Annotated in this window: 19 protein-coding genes; 7 read left to right on the forward strand and 12 right to left on the reverse strand. The window is 73.1% G+C overall.

Going from position 1 to position 22,162, the window contains the following annotated elements; all coding sequences use genetic code 11:
• From BSZ37_RS08685 to BSZ37_RS08695, 3 genes are all read left to right on the forward strand, one after another.
• Window positions 1-486 (forward strand): NfeD family protein, encoded by a 486-nt coding sequence (locus tag BSZ37_RS08685; protein WP_218830449.1) that lies wholly within the window; start codon window positions 1-3, stop codon window positions 484-486.
• Between the two features lie 80 nt (window positions 487-566).
• A complete protein-coding gene (locus BSZ37_RS08690) occupies window positions 567-1,223 on the forward strand; it encodes a hypothetical protein (protein ID WP_095510175.1) in 657 nt (218 codons plus the stop codon).
• 298 nt (window positions 1,224-1,521) lie between these two features.
• Window positions 1,522-1,902, forward strand: coding sequence for an ACT domain-containing protein (locus BSZ37_RS08695; protein WP_095510176.1), 381 nt, complete (start codon window positions 1,522-1,524; stop codon window positions 1,900-1,902).
• Here the strand turns inward: BSZ37_RS08695 and BSZ37_RS22375 are convergent.
• Both BSZ37_RS22375 and BSZ37_RS08705 read right to left on the reverse strand, forming a co-directional pair.
• Window positions 1,889-2,125, reverse strand: a complete 237-nt coding sequence (locus BSZ37_RS22375; RefSeq protein WP_218830450.1) for a hypothetical protein — start codon at window positions 2,123-2,125, stop codon at window positions 1,889-1,891. The two genes, BSZ37_RS08695 and BSZ37_RS22375, sit on opposite strands and share 14 nt — an antisense overlap.
• Window positions 2,126-2,453: 328 nt before the next feature.
• Complete coding sequence (locus BSZ37_RS08705) at window positions 2,454-3,845, reverse strand: NupC/NupG family nucleoside CNT transporter (RefSeq protein ID WP_095510178.1); 1,392 nt, start codon at window positions 3,843-3,845, stop codon at window positions 2,454-2,456.
• Between the two features lie 360 nt (window positions 3,846-4,205).
• Between BSZ37_RS08705 and BSZ37_RS08710 the strand changes: the two genes are divergently transcribed.
• The gene (locus BSZ37_RS08710) at window positions 4,206-4,394 is read left to right on the forward strand and encodes a hypothetical protein (RefSeq protein ID WP_095510179.1); all 189 of its coding nucleotides are present in this window, start codon (window positions 4,206-4,208) and stop codon (window positions 4,392-4,394) included.
• Between the two features lie 32 nt (window positions 4,395-4,426).
• Here the strand turns inward: BSZ37_RS08710 and BSZ37_RS08715 are convergent, their stop codons facing one another.
• Entirely contained in the window at window positions 4,427-6,196 is a 1,770-nt protein-coding gene (locus BSZ37_RS08715; RefSeq protein WP_218830451.1) for a DEAD/DEAH box helicase, read from the reverse strand.
• 170 nt (window positions 6,197-6,366) lie between these two features.
• Between BSZ37_RS08715 and BSZ37_RS08720 the strand changes: the two genes are divergently transcribed.
• Window positions 6,367-6,771: a BLUF domain-containing protein gene (locus tag BSZ37_RS08720; RefSeq protein ID WP_095510180.1), complete on the forward strand. Its 405-nt coding sequence runs from the start codon at window positions 6,367-6,369 to the stop codon at window positions 6,769-6,771.
• Between the two features lie 53 nt (window positions 6,772-6,824).
• Here the strand turns inward: BSZ37_RS08720 and BSZ37_RS08725 are convergent, their stop codons facing one another.
• The 7 genes from BSZ37_RS08725 to BSZ37_RS08755 form a co-directional block, all read right to left on the reverse strand.
• Window positions 6,825-7,712, reverse strand: coding sequence for an outer membrane protein (locus BSZ37_RS08725; protein ID WP_095510181.1), 888 nt, complete (start codon window positions 7,710-7,712; stop codon window positions 6,825-6,827).
• Window positions 7,709-9,850, reverse strand: coding sequence for a serine/threonine-protein kinase (locus BSZ37_RS08730; protein WP_095510182.1), 2,142 nt, complete (start codon window positions 9,848-9,850; stop codon window positions 7,709-7,711). The genes BSZ37_RS08725 and BSZ37_RS08730 overlap by 4 nt, the downstream gene beginning before the upstream one ends.
• The gene (locus tag BSZ37_RS08735; protein WP_218830452.1) at window positions 9,847-10,662 is read right to left on the reverse strand and encodes a PP2C family protein-serine/threonine phosphatase; all 816 of its coding nucleotides are present in this window, start codon (window positions 10,660-10,662) and stop codon (window positions 9,847-9,849) included. The genes BSZ37_RS08730 and BSZ37_RS08735 overlap by 4 nt, the downstream gene beginning before the upstream one ends.
• Before the next feature lie 40 nt (window positions 10,663-10,702).
• Window positions 10,703-11,923 carry a serine/threonine-protein kinase gene (locus BSZ37_RS08740; protein ID WP_095510184.1) on the reverse strand — a complete coding sequence of 407 codons (1,221 nt, stop codon included), beginning with the start codon at window positions 11,921-11,923 and terminating at the stop codon, window positions 10,703-10,705.
• Window positions 11,924-11,977: 54 nt separating this feature from the next.
• Window positions 11,978-13,663, reverse strand: coding sequence for a trypsin-like peptidase domain-containing protein (locus tag BSZ37_RS08745; protein WP_095510185.1), 1,686 nt, complete (start codon window positions 13,661-13,663; stop codon window positions 11,978-11,980).
• A gap of 115 nt (window positions 13,664-13,778) precedes the next feature.
• On the reverse strand, window positions 13,779-14,477 hold the full coding sequence (locus BSZ37_RS08750) for a hypothetical protein (protein WP_095510186.1): 699 nt from the start codon (window positions 14,475-14,477) through the stop codon (window positions 13,779-13,781).
• A 124-nt stretch (window positions 14,478-14,601) separates the two neighbouring features.
• Window positions 14,602-16,590 carry a M1 family metallopeptidase gene (locus BSZ37_RS08755; RefSeq protein WP_095510187.1) on the reverse strand — a complete coding sequence of 663 codons (1,989 nt, stop codon included), beginning with the start codon at window positions 16,588-16,590 and terminating at the stop codon, window positions 14,602-14,604.
• Between the two features lie 179 nt (window positions 16,591-16,769).
• Between BSZ37_RS08755 and BSZ37_RS08760 the strand changes: the two genes are divergently transcribed.
• Entirely contained in the window at window positions 16,770-17,723 is a 954-nt protein-coding gene (locus tag BSZ37_RS08760; protein ID WP_095510188.1) for a T9SS type A sorting domain-containing protein, read from the forward strand.
• A 56-nt stretch (window positions 17,724-17,779) separates the two neighbouring features.
• Entirely contained in the window at window positions 17,780-18,535 is a 756-nt protein-coding gene (locus BSZ37_RS08765; protein ID WP_095510189.1) for an ABC transporter ATP-binding protein, read from the forward strand.
• Window positions 18,536-18,600: 65 nt separating this feature from the next.
• Here BSZ37_RS08765 and BSZ37_RS08770 read toward each other — a convergent pair whose 3' ends face one another.
• Both BSZ37_RS08770 and BSZ37_RS08775 read right to left on the reverse strand, forming a co-directional pair.
• Window positions 18,601-20,172, reverse strand: a complete 1,572-nt coding sequence (locus BSZ37_RS08770) for a glycoside hydrolase family 43 protein (RefSeq protein WP_095510190.1) — start codon at window positions 20,170-20,172, stop codon at window positions 18,601-18,603.
• A 78-nt stretch (window positions 20,173-20,250) separates the two neighbouring features.
• The gene (locus BSZ37_RS08775) at window positions 20,251-22,152 is read right to left on the reverse strand and encodes a DUF5060 domain-containing protein (protein WP_095510191.1); all 1,902 of its coding nucleotides are present in this window, start codon (window positions 22,150-22,152) and stop codon (window positions 20,251-20,253) included.
• Between the last annotated feature and the right edge of the window lie 10 nt (window positions 22,153-22,162).

Genomic DNA, 22,162 nt, shown 5'->3' on the forward strand with positions numbered 1-22,162 from the left:
ATGGAGATCCTGATCCCGATCCTGCTCATCCTCGTCGGCCTCGCGCTCGTGGTCGTCGAGGTGACGGTCGTGCCCGGGCTCAACGTGGTCGGGGTGATCGGCGTGCTGGGGGCGGCGGTCGGGGTGGTCGTGGCGTTCGCCGAGTTCGGCCCGGCCGGCGGGCTCGGCACGCTCGCGGCGACGATCCTCGCGGCCGGCGGCATCGCCTACGTCCTATGGGAGAGCGGGGCCTGGGACCGGTTCGTCCTGTTCGACAGCCTGAGGCGCGACGCCGGCGCGGACGCCGAGGAGACCGAGTCGCGCGCCCGCCTGCTCGGCAAGACGGGCACGGCTCTCACCCCGCTCCGCCCCGGCGGCGTCGCGGACGTCGAGGGCGCCCGCGTCGAGGTCGAGACCGAGGGTGCCTTCGTCGCTGCCGGGAGCCGCGTCCGCGTCGTTGCGCTCGACCGCCGACGGATCCTCGTCCGGCTCGACGAGGTCGCGTAGGTCCCTCGACCTCGATGCCGAGGCGGGGAGCCTGGGGTGAGGCCCGCCCGTAGCTTCGGAGTCCCACCGATCCGATCTCGATGCGTCCGCTGCTCTGCCTCCTCGCCCTCGCCACGCTCGCCGCCTGTTCCGAGCCCGGCCCGCCGGCCACGCCGCCTGAGGGGTGGGTCGAGGCGAGCCCGGCGCGCTGGTACGTGCCGGGGACCGACACGACGGCCGCCTTCCGCGACCTCACCACGCTCGAGGCCATGGGCGTCGCCCGCGACGAGTCCGAGTTCGTCCGCTGGGTCCAGGAGAAGATGACGGACATCTACCGGACCGACCCCGAGACGGTCGATTCGGTCTTCGCCGCCGAGTTCCTCGACGACGTCCAGGCCGGCGTCCCTGAGGGCGACGACTACGGCGCGGCGGCCGACGCGCTCGTCAACCAGATCAAAACCGACTTTTTCCAGCGCTACAACGCGTCGCGCTACCAGCCGCAGGCCGAGGGCCTCGTCGTGCCGGACAGCCTGTCGGACGCGTCGGGCCGCGTCGCCGTCCAGGTGTACGTCGACGAGGCCAACGAGCCCGTCGCGATCAAGCTGGTCGAGGGGACGGGCACGGCGCTCGACCAGATCTTTATGCGCCGCGTCCTCGGCAGCACGTTCACCGACGCGTGGGTCCGCCCGGAGGCCGGCCGCGTCGGCGGCGTCGAGATTCCGAACTGGGTCCACGTCGAGAGCGACTTCGGGGGGTAGGGCCCGCTGCGCTCGCGGGAACGAGAAACGTGCAGAGGGTGCCTGGTTCCGGCACGGCGTTCGGCCCCGCTCGCCTCGGCGCCGAGGTGGGCGGGGCGGGTGTTCGTCTCGGCCATCCTGAGCGGAGCGAAGGATTTCGCGTCGGCCGACTTCACGCACTGTGCGAGCCTCGCGCGCGAGGCCATCGAGACCCTTCGCTTCACCGCAGAGCGGTTCCGCTCAGGATGACACGTACGAAGAGGTGCGGCCCGATCTCGACCCGCCGGTCGATGGGTGCCGCCTTCAGTCCTCAGTCCCCATGACTCTCGACGTGCTCCCCGGCCGGCTCGCCGTGTCCCGACTGACCCCGTCGGCCTCGGTGGCCTCGTGGATGGGGGAGGGCGCGCTGTCGAGCGTGACGCGGACCGACGCCGAGCTGTCGGTCGTCTGCGACGAGGCCGCCGTGCCGGCGGGCGTGACGGTCGAGGGCGGGTGGCGGGCGCTCCGCGTCCGCGGGCCGCTGGCGTTCGAGCTGACCGGGATCTTGGCCGACCTCGCCCACACGCTCGCCGAGGCCGGCGTCTCGATCTTCGCCGTCTCGACGTTCGACACGGACGTCGTGCTCGTCAAGGCCGACCGGCTGGACGACGCGGCCGACGCGCTTCGGGCCGCTGGCCACGAGGTCGTCAGCGGCGGCTGACCACCTCGGGCACGCCGTCGAGCCAGCCGGCGTCGATCACGCCCCAGAGGCCGACGGCGATGGCCTCGGCCGCGTCGTGGCGGAGGCTCCCTTTCGGGCGCGGCGCTCCGCTCCACTCGATGACGGCCCGCGCGAGGCCGTCGGCGGCGTCTTTGGCGTCGGTGCCCGAGCGCTGCTCGCGGGGGAGGAGGAGCGCCCGCCGCCACACGCCTGCGTCGATCACGCGGACCCGCCGGCCGGCGCGCTCGCCGGCCTTTTTCCAGATGTCGGCGATGTCGCCGCCGCCCTCGAGGACGAGCCGCTGCGCGTCGGCGTGGTCGCCCAGGACGGAGCCGGCGGCGCGGCGGAGGCGGGCCCGCGTCCCGAGGTTCTGCGAGCGGTACGAGACGAGCCGCCCGTCGCGCCTGTAGAGCGCGAGGCCGGTGCGGAGCCCGAGGTCGACGGCGAGGAGCAGGGGAGGGGCGAGGGCAGAAAGGAGAGGAAGGGGCGTCCGCGGAAACGTTCCGCCGGCCCCGCTCGCCTCGGCGTCGAGGCGGGCCGACTCTTTGGGCTCAGCCCAGGAGCACGCCGGCGATGGTGGCCGTCATGAGGTTGGCGAGCGTGCCGGCCAGGACGGCCCGGAGCCCGAGCGAGGCGATCTCGCCCGTCCGTTCCGGCGCGAGCGGACCGATCCCGCCGATCTGAATCCCGATCGACGACAGGTTGGCGAAGCCGCACAGCGCGAACGTCGCCATCACGATCGTCTTCGGGTCGAGCCCGCCCGCCCCGATGGCGTCGGCGAGCTGGCTGTAGGCAACGAACTCGTTGGCGATCACCTTCGTCCCGAGGAACCCGCCGAACGTCGTGATGTCGGCCGTGGGAACGCCGATGAGCCAGGCGACCGGCGCCAGCGCGACGCCGAGGATGCTCTCCAGCGTCATCGTGTAGCCGAACAGGCCGGCGGCCCAGTCGATGATGCCGTTGAGCATGGCGATGAGCGCGAGGAACGCGATGAGCATCGCGCCGATGTTGAGCGCCAGTTGGAGCCCGTCGGCGGCGCCGGTGGCCGCGGCGTCGATGATGTTCTTCGGCCCCTCGTCCACGATGTCCTCGACGGTCGCCTCGTGGGCCACGTCGCTGGCGGTGGCGGGTTGCGTGGCCTCGCCGGCGTCCGTCTCCATGGGGACCGCGGCGTCCGTGACCGGCTCGCGCTCGGGGACGAGGATCTTGGCGAGGACGAGCGCGGCCGGCGCGGCCATCACGCTCGCCCCGAGGAGTTGCTCGGCGAACAGTTGTTGGCCGGCCTCGACGGCGATCCCGGCCACGCTCGCGTAGCGCTCGCCGAGGAACGCGACGTACGAGGCGAGCACGCCGCCCGCGATGGTCGCCATCCCGCCCGTCATGACGGCCATGAGCTCCGAGCGCGTCAGCCGCTTGATGTACGGCTTGATGACGAGCGGGGCCTCGGTCTGCCCCACGAAGATGTTCGCGCTGACCGACAGCGACTCCGGCCCGCTCGTCCCGAGCGCCCGCCGGACGACATACGCCACGCCCCGGACGATCCACTGCATCACGCCGAGGTAGTACAGGATCGACATCAGCGCCGCGAACACGATGACGGTCGGGAGGACGTAGGCGAAGAAGAAGAAGCCCAGCGAGCCCTCCGCGCCCGGCGACAGCGCGAGCGTCCCGAACACGAACGTCGCGCCGGCCTCGACCGCCGACAGGAACCGGACGAACAGCCCCGCGATCCACGCGAACGCCGCCTTTGGCCAGCCGAACGGGGCGAACGTCTCGGCGAGCACCTCGCCCTTCAGGAAGAGGACCGCGAACACGAGCTGGAGCAGCACGCCCGCCCCGACGGTCCGCCAGCTGATCCGGCGGCGGTCGGACGAGAGGGCGAAGGCGATGGCGAGGATGCCGAGGAGGCCGAGGAGGCCGCGGCCGATCGAGACGAGGTCCATGCGGGCGGGTGTGGGAAGCCGCGAAGATACCGGGTGCCAGAGCCGGCCTGCTCTGCCGGTGCCTCCGCCTCGGTCCCGTCGTGGAGGGCGTCGCTTCCTGGCGCCCGAGAGTCCCTCCCCTGGCCGGCTCCTCCACGTGTTCCACGGCGACGCCGGAACGCGTACGGAGGTCGGCCTCGTCGTCGGCTACTTCGACCAGTCGCACCTCATCCGGGACTTCCGGACGCTCGCCGGCATGACGCCGGGCGCCTACCGCCACCGGCGCGCCACGCCGGGCGAACGGCGCTGCTGGAGTGGGAGGCCACGTTCGAGCGGCTGCTCGGGCTCGTTCGCCCTGGCGGCCGCGTCGTCCTGTTCGACGTGTTCGCGGCGGAGCGGACCCCAACCACGCGGTCCGTCGAGCTCGTCGCGCGTGCCGACCTCTCCCGCCAGACGTGGCGTCCGCTGGCCGAGGCCACCGTCGACTTCGAGCGGGTACTCCTCCCGGCCGACCCGAAGGCGTTCGGCGGCGAGCTCTACGTGGCGTCTGGGACGCGTCCCCCGTCGTAGCCCCCTCCGCCTCGGCGCCGAGGCGGGCCGGGTCAGAGGAGCCGTCCCGCGCGGAGCGAGCGCTCCAGCCACGTCATCTTCTTCGCCAGCTCGACCACGCTCGCGTCGGCTTGCGCCTGCCCGCGGACCTGGCGCTTCCACGCGGCGTGGACCTCGCGGACCGACACGTCGGCGGCGTAGCTCAGCTCCTTCGCCAGCTCGGCGCACGCCTGGCGGAGCTCGCGCTCGCGCGCGGCCATGTCGACGGCGACCGGGCGGGGGCGCTCCTGCGGGACCTCGCGGTGGAAGTCGGCCGAGGACCGGTAGCCGGGCATCTGCTCCAGCGACAGCGTCTGGCTGTTCCCTTGGCGGACCGACTTGAGCTCCCAGACGCTGTGATCGGTCGGCTCGACGGTGGCGCCCTCGCCGCCCCCCTGGCCGCCCTTCGACGTCTTCGTGCCCAGCTTCTCCTCCGCCGCGATCCAGCGGAGCGTCTCGGCCACGCCCGAGTCCTCGGCCGCGTAGAGGTCGCACGTGTTGGCCTCCTCGGGCCACTGTGGGACGTAGCGCATCCCGCGGAACACCTGCTGCATCGTCTTGCCGACGGCCCGGACGAGGTCGGCCTTCACGAGCACCGAGATCGGCTTGATGTCCGTGCCCTCGCCGATCATGTCGACCTGGACCATCACGTCGATCTGGCCGCGGCGGTAGGCGTCGAGCAACTCCTGCCGCTCGCCGGCCGGGACGTCCTGGCCGATGCGGGCGCTCCGGACGTCCGGGAACTGGCGACGGACGAAGTCGAGGATGGCGGCGGCGTGCGCGTTGCTCATCCCGATGACGAGCATCTGGTGGTCGCGGTAGCCCGAGAAGCTGCCGGATCGCGCCATCTGCCGCGCCAGCGCTCCGCGCTTCTGGGCGAACCGCTCGAACGCCGGCCGGAGGAGCGTGTCGAGGTAGACCTCGTGGAACCGGAGCTTCCGCCGGGCGAGGTAGGCGTCGACGTCGCGGCTCGCCTCGGGGTCGTCGCGGAGGGCGGCCAGCGAGACCTCGACCTCCTCGCCCGTGTCGGTCCGCACCATCCGCACGGCGTAGTCGACGACGTGGGCGTCGACGCGCTTGAGGATGCCGCCCTCGGCGTGCGCCTCGCGCATCCCGACCTCGTGGAGCGCCTCGTAGTACTCGAACCCCTCGGCGTCGGTCGTGACGGGCACGCCGAACAGCGACTTGTTGTCGCTCCGCATCGGGGTGCCCGAGAGGGCCACCGAGGCGGCGTGGGGGAACTTCTCGATGGCCCTCGCCCACGTCCCGTCGTCGGCGAGGTGGTGGACCTCGTCGAACACGAAGAGGGCCTTGGCGCGGCGGCAGTACTCGACGAGCGCCTCGTTGCCGCGCTCGCCGCTCGCGTACTGGTAGGTCGTCACCACGACCTCAGTGTCGAGGTTCTTGAGGAAGACGCGGTCCGAGTCGGCCGAGCAGAAACTGACGGGCGGGGCGCCGAGCCAGTGGAACACCTGGGCGAGCTCGTCGGCGTCGGCGTACTGGTCGCGGAGGTTGCCACGGGGGACGAACACGACGAGCCGGTCGCAGATGCCGAGCGCGCGGGCGACGGCGTAGCTCGCGAGCGCGGTGATGGTCTTGCCGTAGCCCGGGACGAACACGCCGAGCGCGTTCCGCTCGCCGGACTGGAGCGCCTCGGCCCACCGCTCCAGGAACGTCCGCTGGCCCTCCCGCAGCGCGAACCCGTCGCGCGGCTGGATGCCCGGGAGGGCCAGCGGACGTTCCTGGAGCGGCGCTGGCGGCAGCGGGCGGGCGGGGGAAGACAACGGGCGATCTGCGGGGGGCACCCAACCTAGGCACGCCCGAGGCGACAGCGCCGTGTCAGGACTCACGAATTCCCGTCGCCGCCGGCCAGCGTGGGAGAGTCCTCGAGAGCCATCGTGCCTTAACTCCGGGTCAAACAGGGCGATGCTCCTGGCGAACGGTCCTCACGCCCATGCTGACCCAACTCGTCTACGCCTCGTCCGCCGTCGGCGCGCTCAGCGGCGACGACCTCGCCCAGATCCTGCGCGCGAGTCGAGCGAGGAACGGCGCGGCCGCCGTGACGGGCGCGTTGCTCTATCACGAGGGCAACATCATGCAGGTGCTCGAAGGCTCGCCCGAGGCGGTCGAGGCCGTCTACACCCGCGTTGAGGCCGACCCCCGCCACCGCGGCGTCATCATGCTGTACCGGGCCTCCGCCGAGGAGCGCGCGTTCCCCGACTGGTCGATGGGGCTCGTCCGGCCGGAGGACGTCGCAGGCGAACGCGACGGCGTCCACTCGTTGTTCGACGTGGCCGTGCCGGGTCCGGACCGCGCGCGGCGCTTGCTCCACGCCTTCCGCGCGCTCGTCAGCCGCTGACGAGCGCGCCCGCCTCGGCGGGCGGGTCGAGGTGGGCGGACCGAGACGAGAGGCTACGGCTGCCAGGTCAGTCCGGCGCCGAGGAAGACGGTCGTCGCCGCCACCGTGTCGGTCTGGCCACCGGCCTCGTAGGAGAGCGAGGCGAACGCGGCCGAGAGGCCCGCGTCGACGGCCAGCGACGGCGAGAAGAAGTACCGGACGCCGCCCTCGACCTCGCCCGCGGGGCCGGTGTAGTCGACCGAGCCGGTGGCGCCCGAGGTCGCGTCGGCGGAGTAGGTCGCCGTCTGGAACTCGACCCCGGCGCCGACGAACGGCACGAGCTGGGCCCGCCCGCCGCCGAAGTGGTACCGCCCGCCGAGGCCCGCGCGCCCGAGCTGGAGGTCGTAGGGCGCGTCGCCAGTGGCCGAGGACCCGCTGAGCTGGGCGTGAACCGAGAGCGTTGGTGACACCCCGTAGCTCAGGGTGAGGGCGCCGCCGCCGCCGCTGAACGAGTCGTCATCGTCGTCGGAGTAGCCGAGGGCGTGGGCGCCGAACGAGACGGAAAACCCGTCGCGGGTGGAGGCCACCGCGCCACCGGTGCGCGCCGGGGCCGGCCGGCCCCGCCGCATCTCGCTCACGAGGCGGACGAACGGGGGCGGGTCGAGGGCCGGGTCGGGCTCGTAGTTCGGGGCCACCTCGAGAAGGGATGCGACGGCCTCGCGGGCGTCGGCCTCGCGGTCCTTCCCGATGTAGCTCAGGCCGATGAGCCGGTAGGCTGCGCGGCGCTCCTCGATCGAGAACGCGTCGGCCTCCAGGCAGGTCGTCAGCCGGTCGATCGTCTGGTCGAACTCGCCGGACTGGTAGCTCGACTGGGCCCGGTCGAGGGCCTGGGTGCAGTTCTGGGCCGCGGCCGGGGTGAGGGCGAGGGCCGCGAGCAGGGCGGCGAGGGGGAGGCGCGTCATGGCGTCTGGAGAGGAGAGAGGGTGAGCGTGATGCGGGAGGGGGCGCGGCCGGCCTCGACCGTGACCGTCTGCGAGGCCGGCGCGAAGCCGTCGCGCTCGACCCCGATCGTGTGGCGCCCCGGTGGGACCGTCACCACGGCCGGCGTGTAGCGCCCCGTCGGCCGCCCGTCGAGGAGGATCTCGGCGTTGTTGGGGTCCGAGACGACGGTGACCTCGGCCGGCGTGGCGAACTGGAGGCGGACGTCGGCCGTCTCGCCGGCCCGCACGCGGACCGTCTCGGTCAGCTCGCCGAACTCGGGGTGGGTGGCGCGGACGGTGTAGGTGCCGGGCGCGAGGTCGGCGGTCACGGGCGCGTTCGTGCCCCGCGCCAGCCGCCGCCCGTCGATGTACACGTCGCCGAAGGGGCGGACGAGGACGCGGGCCGTGCCGGTCCGCGGCGCTGCGGGCTCGGCCGGCGCAGGCCGAGACTCAATGTGCTCGGGTGGGGCTGGCTCTTGGCGCTCCGTCGCGCGTCGCTCCTCCACCCGCCGGGGTAGCTCCGCTGGCGACGGGGACCGGGAGGTCTCCGGCGGGGGGCGCTCGGCACTCGAGGCGGCGTCGGCCGGCGCGATCGTCTCCCCCGGCCCCGCAGTCTCGGGCGAGCCGATGGCCGGGCCGTCCGGCCGTGCCGGCACGGGTTGGAGGGCCCGCGGCACGGGCTCGAGCGCGGATACCGAGCCCTCTCCCCGAGCCTCGGCGATCGGCTCGGCGGTGAGCGGGTCGGCCCCCCCGTTCGGCCAGACCGCCCACGCGGCCGCGGCCAGCAGCACGCCGGCGGCCGCCGCCAGCGCCGGCCGGGGGAGCGCGGCGACCCGGTCCCGGAGCGTCGGCTGCGGGGACCAGTCCCCACCCGGAGTCGGCACGGGCGCCGTCATGCCCGCGGGCGCGATCCGCGTCGGCGGCACGACGCGGGGCGCGGGGCCCGGAGTACCGCCCTCCGGGACGGCGAGGACGGTGGGTGACGGCCGCCGATCGTCGCCAGAGCGCAGGGCGTCGACGGATTCTGGTGCGTCTACCTCGGTCTCCTGCGACGGAGCGATCGTCGTTTCAGGAGGCGATGTTGGGGTCTCCGACGAGATCTCCGAGGTCGAGTCCGCGACCGCCGAGAGGCTGGTCGAGGCGGGCTCGGTGGCGTCCTTCCCCCGATCGCCCGGCTCAGGGCCCTCGCGAGCGCGAGGGGCCGGCGCGGCGACGGTGGCCTTTGGAGGGCGCTGCGGTTGTCGCTGGCCGCTCGGCTCCGCAGCTTCCGGTTCCGAGGGCGTCGGGATCGGGTCCGCGAGCGGTGCGTCGAGCGCCACGTCCGCCAGCGCGGCGCGGAAGGCGGCGACGGACGGGTGGCGGTCGGCCGGGTCCTTGGCGAGCGCCGTCAGGAGGGCGGCCTCGACCGCCTCGGGGAGGCCGGGGACGAGGTGTCGCGGCGACGGCGGGGCGGCCTGGAGGTGCGCCTGCATCGTCTCGAACGCGCTCTCGGCCTCGAACGGGACGCGGCCCGTCACCATCTCGTACAGCATCACGCCGAGCGCGTAGACGTCCGTCCGCGCGTCGACCTCGCGGGCGCGGACCTGCTCGGGGGCCATGTACTCGGCCGTCCCGATGGCGTGGCGGGTCTGGGTCATCCGCGTCGAGCCGAGGAGCCGGGCGATCCCGAAGTCCATGGCCTTGACGGTCCCGCCCGGCGTCAGCATGAAGTTGGCCGGCTTCACGTCACGGTGGACGATCCCGCGGCGGTGGGCGTGCTCCAGCCCTTGGAGGGCCTGGTCGAACAGGGCGAGCGCGCGGCCCACGGGCAGGCGGCCCTCGCGGTGGAGGAGGGCCTCGAACGTCTCGCCCTCGACGAACTCCATGACCATGTAGAGGTCGTCGCCGTCGCGGTGGAGCGCGTAGAGCGTGGCGATGTGCGGGTCGAGGAGCCGCGCGAGCGTCCGGGCCTCCTGCCGGAACCGCTCGACGTGCTGCGGCGAGGCGGCGACGTCGGCGCGGAGGGCCTTCACCGCGACGGGCCGGTCGAGCATGAGGTCGAGCCCGCGGTAGACGGTCCCCATGCCGCCCTTGCCGAGGAGCGACTCGATGCGGTACGTCCCGATGACGCGGCCGATCATGACGTCGGGCCCTCGGCCGTGGGCCGGGCCGGGCGGGCCGCCGTCGCCGTGCGCACCTGGACGACCGCCACGGTCACGTTGTCGTAGCCGCCCCGGGCCTTGGCCGTCTCGACGAGCACCGCCGCCGCAGCGTGAGCGCTCCCGCCCTCCAGCGCGTGGCCGATCTCGGCGTCGTCGACGAGGTCGTACAGGCCGTCCGACATCAGCACGAACACGTCGCCGGGCGCGACCGCCAGCGGCCCGCTCAGGGCCGGGTCGGTCTCGGCGCGGATCCCGAGGGCCCGCGTGATCACGTTGCGCGCGTCGTGGTGGCGGGCCTCCTCAGGCGTGAGGAGGCCTTCGGCCACCATCTCCTCGACCATCGAGTGGTCGGTCGTCAGCCGCTCGATCTGCCCGTCGCGGAGGCGGTAGAGGCGGCTGTCGCCGACGTGGGCCCAGAACGCCTCGGCGCCCCGGACCGCGAGGGCCGTGCAGGTCGTCCCCATGCCCTCGCGCCCTGGCTGGGCCGCCGCGGCGTGGATCCGGGCGTTGGCCGACACGAACGCCCGGCCGAGGGCCTCGCGCGGCGTGCCCGGTGCGGCGTAGTAGGTCTCGGCCACGACGTCGGCGGCGGTCGCGCTGGCGACGTCGCCGGCCTCGTGCCCGCCCATCCCGTCGGCCACGAGGACGAGGACGCCGCGCTGCCCGAGCGTGGCCGCGTCGCCCGGGCGGACGCACCGGCCCCGGTCCTCGTTCTGCTCCCGGACGTTGCCGACGTCGGACACGATCGCGACGTCGAGGTCGAACGGGTCGGGCGGAGCGGGGGCCGCCACCGTCGGTCGGGCGGAGCGGGAACGGAAGGGCCACATGGGGTCAGCGGGGGAGGGTGACGGTGTAGGCCCGCTTGCCGGCCGTCGTCTCGAAGCGGACGGGCTCGCGGGCGCTGTCGCGGCGGAGTTCGACCTCGACGGGCTCGCCGACGTAGCTGTCGATCACGAGGGGCGTCTGCCCGAGGCGGACGCCGCCGCGCCAGACCTCCGCCGGCGGCCCGACCGCGTCGATCGTCACGCCGACGGGGACCGCGTCGGCGGGCCGGGCCGCCTCGGCGACCGCGGGGGGCGGGTCGATCGCGACCGGCCCGTCGCTGAGCGTCCGCCCGACGAGGGCCACCAGCGCGAGGGCTGCGACGGCGGCAGCGACCCAACCGGCGTGGGCGCGGGTGAGCACGGGCCGTGGGCGACGGGCCCTTCGGACGGGACCAGAGCGGAGGGCGTGCTCAGGCGTGGGGTCGGGCCGCCGCGCGCTCGGGAGTGCCGCGAGGACGGCCCCGGCGTCGGCGAATCGGGCGGCTGGGTCCGGGCGGAGGCACCGGGCCACGAGGGCGTCGGCCTCGGGGGGGACCGAGCGGACGCGGGCCGAGGGCGGGGCGTACTCGCCGCGCGCGATCCGCTCGAACAGGCGGAACGCCGACGGCGCCTGGAACGGGACGTCGCCCGTGAGCAACTCGTAGAGGAGCACGCCGAGGGCCCATACGTCGGACCGGGCGTCGGGCGGCCGGCCGCGGACTTGCTCGGGCGAGAGGTACTCCGGCGTGCCGGGCACCGCGTCCCCGGCGGTCAGGCCCTGCGCGCCGAGCTCCTTGGCGATCCCGAAGTCGAGGAGCGTCACCCGGCCCTCCGGCGTGACCTTCACGTTGTGGCTCTTGAGGTCCCGGTGGATCACGCCGTGGGCGTGGAGGTAGGCCACGGCCTCGACGATGGGGCGGAGCACGGCGACGGCCTCGGGCCACGGCAACGGGCCCCGGCGGAGCCGGTCGGCGAGCGTCTCGCCCTCGATCAGCTCCATCGTGATGCACGCCCGGCCGTCGCACTCGAAGTAGTCGTAGAGCGTGGCGACGTTGGGGTGCCGGAGGCCGGCCTGGATCCTCGCCTCGTTGAGGAAGCGGGCGGAGAGGTCCGGGTCGCGGAGCACCTTCAGCGCGACGACCCGCCCGATCCGGACGTGCTCGGCGCGGAACACGGTGCCCATGCCGCCCTGGCCGAGCCGGGCGGCGAGGCGGTAGTCGCCGAGGAGGGTGCCGGGGCGGAGGTCCACGGGTCGGGGAGGCCAGGCCCCGTCCGCGCGTGGCGGACGGGCCCAGACCGGTGTCTAGAGCGTGCCCGTCGCGCGCATGAGGTCCATCCCGTACTTGATCGGGATGGCGTAGGTCACGTTCGTGCTCCCCATGGTCCGGCCGTACGTGAAGATGCCGATCACGCGGCCGTGGTCGTCGAACACGGGCCCGCCGCTGTTCCCGTTGCCGGTCTCGCTCGTCGAGAGCTGGTAGGCGTCGGGGAAGCCGCTGTACGAGACGACGCGCTCGTTCGGGTTGGAGCCCTGGGCCGCGTTCCGGCTCCGGTGGATCGACGAGATGTTGGCCGGCGTGACCGTCACGCGGGGGACGTACGTCCCGACCATCCCGCCCCCGCCGGCCTCGGTGTTCTGGACGACCGACACGTCGATCCCCGAGATGCCGGGGTAGCCCATGATCACGACGGGCTCGCCGACCTCAGACGTCTCGTACGAGTCGTGGAGCGTGACGGCGTGGAGCGGCTCCTGCGCGTCGATCTTGATGGTCGCCGCGTCGCCGCGCGGGGAGAGCCGCTCCATCTCGGCCTCGAACGGGATGTCCGAGTTCTGGAACGTGACCTGGATCTCGGGCTCGCCCTTGAGCGGGCTCTGGTTCGTGATCCCCGTCTGCTGCTGCTGGTAGAACACGGACCGCGTCGGGATCCACTGGCCGACCTGCTCGGGCGACTGGAGGACCGTCGGCTCGCCGAGCTGGCCGTCCTGCGTCACCGGGTACATCTTGGCGGGGAAGGTCCCCTGCGGGAAGAAGTACGGGTAGTTCCAACCCGCGACGACGTGCTTGTTCGTGAGGATGAACCCGTCCTGGCTGACCACGAAGCCGGATCCCGTCGACGCGCTCCGGATCGGCTGGTTGATCCCGTCGGGGTCCGCCAACTCGAGGAACGGCTCGACCTGGCCGTCGGGGAGCCGGACGAAGACGGCCAACGGGGTGACCTGCCCGTTGCCGAGGTCGGTCATCTCGTACCGCTGGTAGACCTGCCGGTCGGAGTTGGCGTCGAGCAGCTTCCAACTCGACTCGATGAAGACGACGGCGTCGCCGTGGGCGTTGGTGATCGCGGCCGGCGACATCGGGCCGGCCGCCGCCAGCGAGTCGACGACGGTCCGGACGTCGCCCCGGACGTCCTGGGGCTCGGGCCGGAGGAAGAAGAACAGGGCGGCGACGAGGGCGAGCACGCCGGCGCTCACCCCGAGGAGGAGGCCCGTCGACTTCCGCTGCGACTGGCGGTGGCTCTCGGTCACGATCCGCTCGACGGTCTCCCGGCCGACGCCGGCCTTCTCCGGGGCGCGCTCGGCGGCCGAGGCCAGCGACGGCGAGAGCGTCGTGGCCTTGCTCGAGCGGGGCCGGGCGATGACCGTCTCGCGGGCCGGGCGGGGCTCGGCGTCGAACACGAACTCGGGGCCGCCCTCGCCGAGCTGGACCGTGTCGCCGGGCCGGATCGACGCGCTCCCGGCCACCTGGATCTTGTTGACGAACGTGCCGTTGCGGCTGCCGAGGTCGGTGATCGAGTACGTGTCGTCGCCGTCGCGGGTGATCTTGAGGTGCTCGCGGCTGACGAGCTCGTCGATGTCGGGGTCGTAGGTCACCGCGGCGTCGGCCTCGCGGCCGAAGGTGACCTCGTCGAAGGCGGCGAAGGGGAACTCCTCGACCTGGTTGGCCTTGGAGCCGGACAGGTGCCGGATGACGAAGCGTTGGGGAGTGCTCATGGCGAGGGGGTGAGGGGTCTCTGCCCCCACAAGCGGAATCCCTCTCCAAACCGGCTCACGCCCCCTCGTCCTTCTCCTCGCCGCGCGCTGGCGCGGCCGTCCCGGGCCCGACGCGCTACGGACGGGCTGAGCGGACGAACCGCCCCTGGAGCACGCCGTCGTAGCGGAGCGCGTCGTACCGGACGAGCCCGGCCTCCCAGCTCCACCACTCGACGCCCAGCGCGCCCGTGCCGTCGGGATGGGCCGGGCCCTCGATCACGACGGCCTCGAACGTCCCGGCCGGGACCGTGACGGTCTCGACGCGCACGGCGCGGTAGTGGAGCGGGCTCTGCGTGCAGTCGCCCCAGACGTCGAGCGCCCCCGCGGCCTCCCTCGGGACCCGGACGAACGTGACCGGGCCCGCCTCGGCGGTCGATCGGACGCGCCAGAGCCCGAGGTCCGGGCAGTCGTGGGGGACCGTCACCGTGAGCCCCTCGCTCGAGACGTCGACGCGCGCGTCCGAAAGCGGGAGCCCCGCCTCCGCGAACCGAGAGAGCGGGCTGTCCGCGCCCGGGTCGCGCCACGCGACCCGGCGGCCGGTGGAGGTCCCGGGCCCACCGTCCGCCACGACGTGCATCTCAACGGCGCGTGGGGTGGCTGGCGCGCGGCGGAACGGGGGCGTCCGCCCGGGGCCGAGGACCGACAGTGAGTCGGGGCCGGGCGTGTAGTCGAAGGTCGCGACCGCGCCGACCTCGGTCCAAGCGGGGCCGTCGTCGGAGACCAGGTCGCACCCGGCGATCGAGAGCAGGAGGAGGGCGACGAGGGAGGCGCGCATCCGAGGAGACGGAGGAGAGCGCCCAAGGTGCGGAGCCGCCGTTTCCGCCGCCTGGTCCGTTCGCACTACCGACCTCGCCCGCCTCGGCGATCCTACCGAGGCGGGCAGAGTCAGGGCCTGCCCCTTACAGGTCGCGGGCGTCGTTCGAGACGTCGTCGTCCGGGTAGTCGCCGGAGCCGTTGATGCGGGCCGAGATCAGCGTCCGGCCGCCGAGCGGGACGCGGGCGCCGGCCGTGTCAGACGAGAAGTAGGCCTCGGACGGGATCACCGCCGTCTCCGTCGAGCCGTCCGAGAACGTGAACTCGACCGTGGTCGGGAGGACGAGGCCGAGCCGGTTCTCGACCGTCGCCACGGCCGCGTCGCCATCGACCGAGAGCGCCACGAGAGCCTGGTCGAACTGATCGGTCGTGTAGAACCAGCCGCGCCAGAACCAGTCGAGGTCCTCGCCGGTCACGTTCTCGATCGTGCGGAAGAAGTCGGCCGGCTGGGGGTGCTTGTAGGCCCACCGGCGGATGTACTCGCGGAACGCCGCGTCGAACCGCTCGGGGCCGACGACCTCGTCGCGGAGCAGCAGCAGGCCCTTCGCCGGCTTCCGGTAGGCCAGCCACCCGAGCGCGGGCCGGCGGATCCGGTCGGGGTACGTCATGACCGGCTGGTCGGCCGCGTAGTCCTGGCGGAGGAACTCGGCCGCGGCCGGGCCCTCCGTCAGCCGGACGATCCGCGTCGAGTCGCTCATGCCGTAGCCGGCGATCGTCGGGTCCTCGTTGTCGTCGTAGAAGGCGACGTTGGCGAACGCGTTGAGGTACGAGGTGAACCCCTCGTCCATCCACGCGTAGCGCCGCTCGTCGGAGCCGACGATCATCGGGAACCAGTTGTGGCCGAGCTCGTGGTCGATGACCCCGAACAGCGACATGAACCGGGCGTCGACGCTGGAGAAGTGGAGCATCGGGTACTCCATGCCGCCGACCACGCCGGCGACCGAGATCGCGACGGGGTACGGGTAGGGGTACCACCGGCTGTTGGCGAGGATCGACGCGCGGCCGAACCGCGTGGCCTCCTCCCACCCCGGGGTCTCGGGCGTGCCGATCCCCTCGTGCGGGTACGCGCTCATGACGAGGACGTCGTTGACGCTGCCGTCGTCCAGCTCGACGGACGCGTTCGCCGCGTCGAGGATGAATGCCTCGGACGCCGCCCACGCCACGTCGCGCACGTTCTCGGCGCGGAAGCGCCACGTCGTCGTGCCCGTCCGCCGCCGCGTCGCGCGCTGGGTGCCGACCTCGTCGGGCGGGATGATGTAGACGCGCCCGGCCGACCGGCGGGCCTCCGCGAGGCGGTCCCGCTGCGTCTCGGTGTAGACCTCGCCCTCGTTGAGGAGCTCGCCGGTCCCGACGACCGTCATCGTCGAGGGCACGGTGATGGCGTACTCGAAGTCGCCGTAGCCGAGGTAGAACTCGCCCTGGCCGAGGTACGGCATCGTGTTCCACCCGCTCACGTCGTCGTAGACGGCGACACGCGGGTACCACTGGGCGAGTTCGTAGACCACGCCGCGCTCGGTCTCGAGGCGGCCCATCCGGTCGGCCCCGTACTCCGGGACCACGAACGCGTACGGCACGACGATCTCGACGCGCCCGCCGTCGCGCTCGAGGGTCTCGGGCAGGTCGAGCCGCATGCGCGTGTCGTCGACCACGGGCTCGACGGGCTGGCCGCCGATGGTGACGGTCCCGAGGCGGTAGCCGCCGTCGGGGAACGAGCCGCGCCAGCGGCTGTCGGGCGGCGTCCGGCGCGCGCCGCGGGAGGCGGGCCCGAACAGGTTTTGCTCGAGGTGCATCCACACGAAGTCGAGGTCGTGCGGGCTCTCGTTCGTGTACGTCAGGGTGACGGTGCCCGTGACGGTGTGCGTGGCGGGGTCGAGGGCGGCCTCGATGTCGTAGTCGTTCTCGTTCTGCCAGTAGGCCGGGCCGGGGCGGCCGTCGGCGGCGCGGTACTGGTTGGGCGTGGGGAGGTCGAGCGGGGCGAAGAGCGCGTCGTTCGTCTCGGGGAGCGCGTCGGTCTGCGCGAAGGCGGGCGCGACGAGGAGCGTGAGCGCCAGGAGGGCGCCGGTCAGTCGATGCATGCGGGGGAGTCGTGGAGAAGCCCGGGGAACGTAGCGCTGTCCCGATCCCGTGTCGGACGGTGCGAAACGGTCCCGACCGCCTCGGCATAGCGGCCGAGGTGGGCACACGCTTCGTCCCGCACGGAGGTCGTGAGACGTGGTAGCATGTGGGGCACACATGCCACGCCCCGTCCCGTCCCATGCGGCATCTCCTCGTCCTCGTCGCCGCGTTCGTGTCGGTGGCCTCGGCGCAGACCGGCGGCGACCTTTTCCCGTACGCCGTCGGTGACCGGTGGGTCTACGAGGTTGAGGGCGTCGCGGCCCACAACGTCAGCCCTGGCGCGGACACGGTGAGGGCCCGTGTCGAGTGGCGGGTGGAGGAGGTCCGGGAGGGCGCTCCCGCAGACACCGTCCTGTTCCGCGTCGTCCGCGACGACGCCGGCGGCGGGGGGTACGAGACCGTCTGCGGATTCGCCGTCGAGCCCGGCCCCGACGCGCACAGCCTCCTGTTTCCCGCGGACGGCGCGGTCGAGGGGGCCGACCCGTACGACTACTGGCAGTGTCGGTGGTCCTCGGCGTTTCCGTCGGCGGCGGTCTCCTACCCGTTTATCCACTGGCCCGACTCGACGGAGGCGCGAGGGGTCGCCATCGGAGAGCAGACGGTGGTCCGAGAGGCAGGCACCGCGTGGTGGAGCTATAGCTACTGTGGGACCCCCTGCACGACGTTCCGCCGGACGGAGACCCGGTCGACGCTCTTGGCGGGGGTCGGGCAGGTCGAGCTCGAGGCGACGTACGGCGTGACGGACCAGGGCACGCCCGTGCGGCGTGACACGCTCCGGGCCAGGCTCGTGGGCGCGGAGGTCGGCGGCGTGGCCTACGGCGAGTTGCGGCCGGTCGCGACGGAGGCCGGCCCCGCCGCTCGGCCCACGCTCCACGCCGACCCGTCCGTGACGACCGGGCCCGTGACGGTGCGTGCCGAAGCCTCCGGGTGGCTCGCCGTCTTCGACCTCAGCGGGCGTCGCGTACTCACGACGGAGACCGCGCCGTCGGGGAGGGCCGACCTCGACCTCCGAAGCTTGCCGCCAGGGCTCTACATCCTCCGCCTGGTGACGGCGGAGGGGGCCGCCACGGCCCGGGTGGCCGTCGTCCGGTAGCGCGCCCGAAAACCCCGCACGCCGGGCGGCGTCCGAGCACGGCGCCCCCCGGACCGATGCCCGCTCCCGTCCCCGACTCCGCCCGCCTCGGCGCCGTCCACGAGGCGGCCGCCCCCAGCGGCCCCGCCGACTTCGTCCTCGATCTCCGCGGCGTCCTCAAGCGCTACCGCGAGGGCGACGCCACGCGCGAGGTGCTCCGCGGCGCCGACCTCCGGATGGAGCGGGGGGCCGTCGGCGCGCTCGTCGGCCGGAGCGGGGCCGGCAAGTCGACGCTGCTCAACCTCGTCTCCGGCATCGACCGGCCCGACGGCGGGACGGTCACCGTCGACGGCGTCTCGCTGGGCGACCTGTCGGAGAAAGAGCGGACGCTGTTCCGCCGCCGCCACGTCGGGTTTGTGTTCCAGTTCTACAACCTCGTCCCGACGCTGACCGTCGCCGAGAACGTCCGCTTCCTCCTCGACCTCGACGGCGCTCCCGACGCATCCGGGCGAGCTCGGGCGCTGCTCGACGAGGTGGAACTGGCCGATCGCGCCGACGCCTTTCCGGACCGGCTCTCGGGCGGCGAGCAGCAGCGCGTGGCGATCGCCCGCGCCCTCGCCCACGACCCCGCGCTCGTCCTCGCCGACGAGCCGACGGGGGACCTCGACGCCAAGACGGGCGCCCGCATCCTCGACCTCCTGGAGCGGATGACGCGCGAGCGTGGCCGGTCGCTCCTCATGGTCACGCACGACGAGTCGACGCTCGACCGGGTCGACGTGGTGTTCCGGCTGGCGGAGGGCTCGGTCACGCGCGAGCCCGGCGGCCGGGCCTGACTCCGTCCGCCTCGGCCCTTCGGCTTCGCTCAGGGGAGCCGCCGAGGTGGAGGGGGGGCACGACGTCAGAGCCGGCGGTACTCGAACCAGTCGAAGTCCGCGTGTTCCCGGCGGCCCGTCAGGTCGTGGCACGCCATGCCGACGAAGGCGCCCGTAAACCCGAAGGCCGGGACGGCGTGCTCGTCGGACAGGATCGAGGCGTCCTGCTCCCCGCCCATGGCGCCCCACTGCTCGCCGTCGACGGAGTAGAAAAAGCGGATCCGGTCGCCCTCGATCTCCAGCTTGAGGAGCACGCGGTCGTGCCCGTCGAGCGGGAACTCCTTCTCGACGGGGAAGCTCACCTGGCCGCGCTCGCAGCGCATGAGGGCGAGCGCCTTCTCGGCGTGCGCGGCCCGCGAGAGGTGGAGGTAGTAGAAGCTGTCGGTGCTGTAGAACGCGACGAGCCCGGCCATCTGCTGGAACGACTCGGGCTCGAACTCGACGCACGTCGAGGCCTCGACGTGGAACGCGTCCAGCCGCCGGGCCACGAGCGCCTGCTCGAAGTTGGAGACGATGCTCTCCCGGCCTCCGAGGCGCAGGTATCCGGGGCGCGCGTCGAGGCGGGCGATCTCGCTCGTCACGATCCGAGGCGAGTTCCACTCGAGGCCGAGCGCGTCGCCGTCGAAGTCGTCGCGGGCGGGCGGCTCCGGCCACGGGTGCGGCTCCAGATCCGGCCCCTCGACGGCCACCTGCGGCTCGACGCCCCCGGTCGCCAGTCGCGGCCAGCCGTCCTCCCAGCGGACCGCCTGATACGCCGTCTCGCGGCCCAGGACCGACCGGCCGTTCTCGAGCGGCCGCCGGCAGAGGTGGACGAAGCCCCAGCTTCCATCCGCGTGCTGGACGAGGCTCCCGTGCCCGGCCGACTGAAGCCGGAGCCCCGGATCGTGCGCGCTCGTGACGAGCGGGTTGCCCGGCATCACCTCGTACGGTCCCTCGATCTGGCGGGACCGCGCGACGGACTCGGCGTGCGTCGTGAACGTCCCGCCCTCGGCCGTCAGCAAGTAATACCAGCCGTCGATCGTGTAGAGGTGGGGCCCCTCGACGAGCCCGAGCTCCGTCCCCTCGAAGATGGTCGTGATCGGGCCGACGAGCTTCTTCTGCTCCGGGTCGTACTCCTGGAGGAGGATGCCGCCGAACGGGTTGTGGTTGGCCCGGTGGTCCCAGAGCATGTTGACGAGCCACTTCCGCCCGTCGTCGTCGTGGAACAGCGACGGGTCGAAGCCGGAGCTGTTGAGATAGACGGGCTCCGACCACGGGCCCTCGATGCTCGGCGCCGTGATGAGGTAGTTGTGCGCGTCTTTGAACCGGCCCGACCAGTCGCGGACGTCGGTGTAGATGAGCCAGAACTGCCCATCGGCGTACGTAAGCGCGGGGGCCCAGACGCCGCCCGAGTTCGGCCGGCCGCGGAGGTCGAGCTGCGACGGCCGCGTGACCGCGTACCCGGCGGTCCGCCAATGCACGAGATCCTTCGAGTGCGAGATCTTGACGCCCGGGTACCACTCGAACGTCGACGTCGCGACGTAGTAGTCGTCGCCGACGCGGACGATGGACGGGTCCGGGTGGAAGCCCGGCAGGATGGGGTTCTGGACGGTCGGCATGGCGGGTCGGGTGTCTCCGCCTCGGTGGCCCCGCTGAGCGGAGCCGAAGGGAAGGGCCGAGGCAGACGGAGTCGTGGGCTAGTCGGCGACGATCTTCGCGGCCCAGTCGGCGAACGGACGGTCCGTCTCGGGGAACGGCGGCGGCTGGAGCACGCCGTCGGCATCGGCCACGAGCGGGACGGGCGCGTGGGCCTCGCCGGTCGTCGGGTCGACCCAGCGGAGGGTGTGCGTCGCGCCGGGCGCGAAGCCGTGGAGCGTGGGGAGGGCGGCGCCATGCTCGAAGTAGAGGAGCGCGAGGCGGCGGTCGGGCGTCCGCATCATGTAGCTCCAGCCGTCGAGGCCGTTCGGCGGCGCGCCGGGCGCCGCGTTCGGGCGGATGTCGTCGCGGGCCAACACCAGATCCTGGTACGCCGCTCCCTCCGACAGCACGAAGGCGGCGAGCGGCGCCATGAACTCGGCCGAGCGGTAGCGGAGGGCGTCCCAGACGTGGGGCCGCCCGCCGGCCGGCTCGCCGGTCGAGGTCAGGTCGTAGGCCGCCGTCCCGTGGACGTGGCCCGAGAGGCCGCCGGCCAGCACCGACCCGTACATCTGGGCGCGGGCGAAGTAGTTGTCGCGGTCCGAGTTGGCCGGCGGCCGCTCGCCAGCGGGCTTGTTGATCTCGTGGTCCCAGCCCGTGTAGTACGGCTCGAAGTTGATGGCCGGGAGTGGCGGGTCGAGCCGGAAGATGGCCGCCAGCGAGTCCGCCACCCCGTGGTCGCGCGGCTTGTTGCCGACGCTGTGCATCGTCAGCCACGGGACCGCGTCGCCGTGCCCGAACGTGCCGAGCGTCGTGTCGTCGATGAGCGCCGTCACCGGCTGGCCGAACGGCGGCGGGCCGTACGTCTCGAGGTGGTACGTCAGGGCCGCGTTCCACTCCTCGGCCGTCAGGCTGAAGTCCTCGGGGATCCAGTCGAGGTGGACCCCGCTGAAGACCACGTTGTGCGCGCCGTAGCGCGAGACGAGGTACTGGACGTAGCGCGCGAAGCTCTCGTCGAAGTCGAAGTACGCCTTCCACGACGGCCCCACGTCGCGGCGGACGGTCTCGATGAGCGGGACGAACCCCTCTTCGGCGAGGTGGTCCATCTTCCGGTCGAGGCTCTGGAAGTAGGCCGGGTTGATCCGGTCGAAGTCCGACAGCCCCTCGTGGTCTTCGGACGGCGCGAACGGCACGTTGCCGACCTCGTCGCGCATGTTCTTGGCCGTCAGCGTGCCCCAGTAGCTGTCGCCGCCCGAGGCGTCGACGCCCGGCCCGTCGGCCACGTCGTAGCCCCACTTTTCCCACGCGTTGCGGAGGTAGACGCCGTCCTCGTTGGCGTGGGTGCTAGGGTTGAGGTCGGCCTCCCAGTTGGGGAACGCGGCGATCATGCTGACCGAGTTGAACCCCTGGCGCTTCCGGTACGCCACGGCGTCCTCGAACCCGATGCCGGGGCCGGGCACGTAGTCGGGGGGCGCGGGCGCGCCGCGGAACGGGAGCCGCCACGTCGAGCCGGCCAGCCACGTGTCGCCGACCATGAAGAACGGCGTCCCATCGGCGTGCTGGAGCGCCCGGCCGTTCGGCGTCGAGCGGACGAACCCGTGCCGCGTCGGGTTGGCGGCTTTCTCCGCCTCGGTCCACGCCTCGGCTGTGAAGGCGCCCGTGCGCCCGCCGAGGCCGGCGTCCTCCGGGTCGGAGCCGCTCGTCCACGTCCACTCGCCCGGCGCCGGCGCCGTCAGGCGGACGCGCCACGTGTCGCCGCCGTCCCAGAAGGCGTAGACGCGCTCCGAGAAGCCCGGACCGTCGAGGTCGACCCATGCCGTGACGTCGGCGTACGGGTTGCCGTAGTCGCCCTCGGCCTGAAACGTGACCTCGTGAACCTCCCAGACGTGGATCGCGGCGTCTTGGGCGAGCGGGGGGAGGGCGAGAAGAGCGGCGAGCGCGGCGCAGGCGAGGGCGCGAATCATGGAATCAGAG

It is taken from the genome of Rubrivirga marina (assembly GCF_002283365.1).
Classification (GTDB): Bacteria; Bacteroidota; Rhodothermia; order Rhodothermales; family Rubricoccaceae; genus Rubrivirga; species Rubrivirga marina.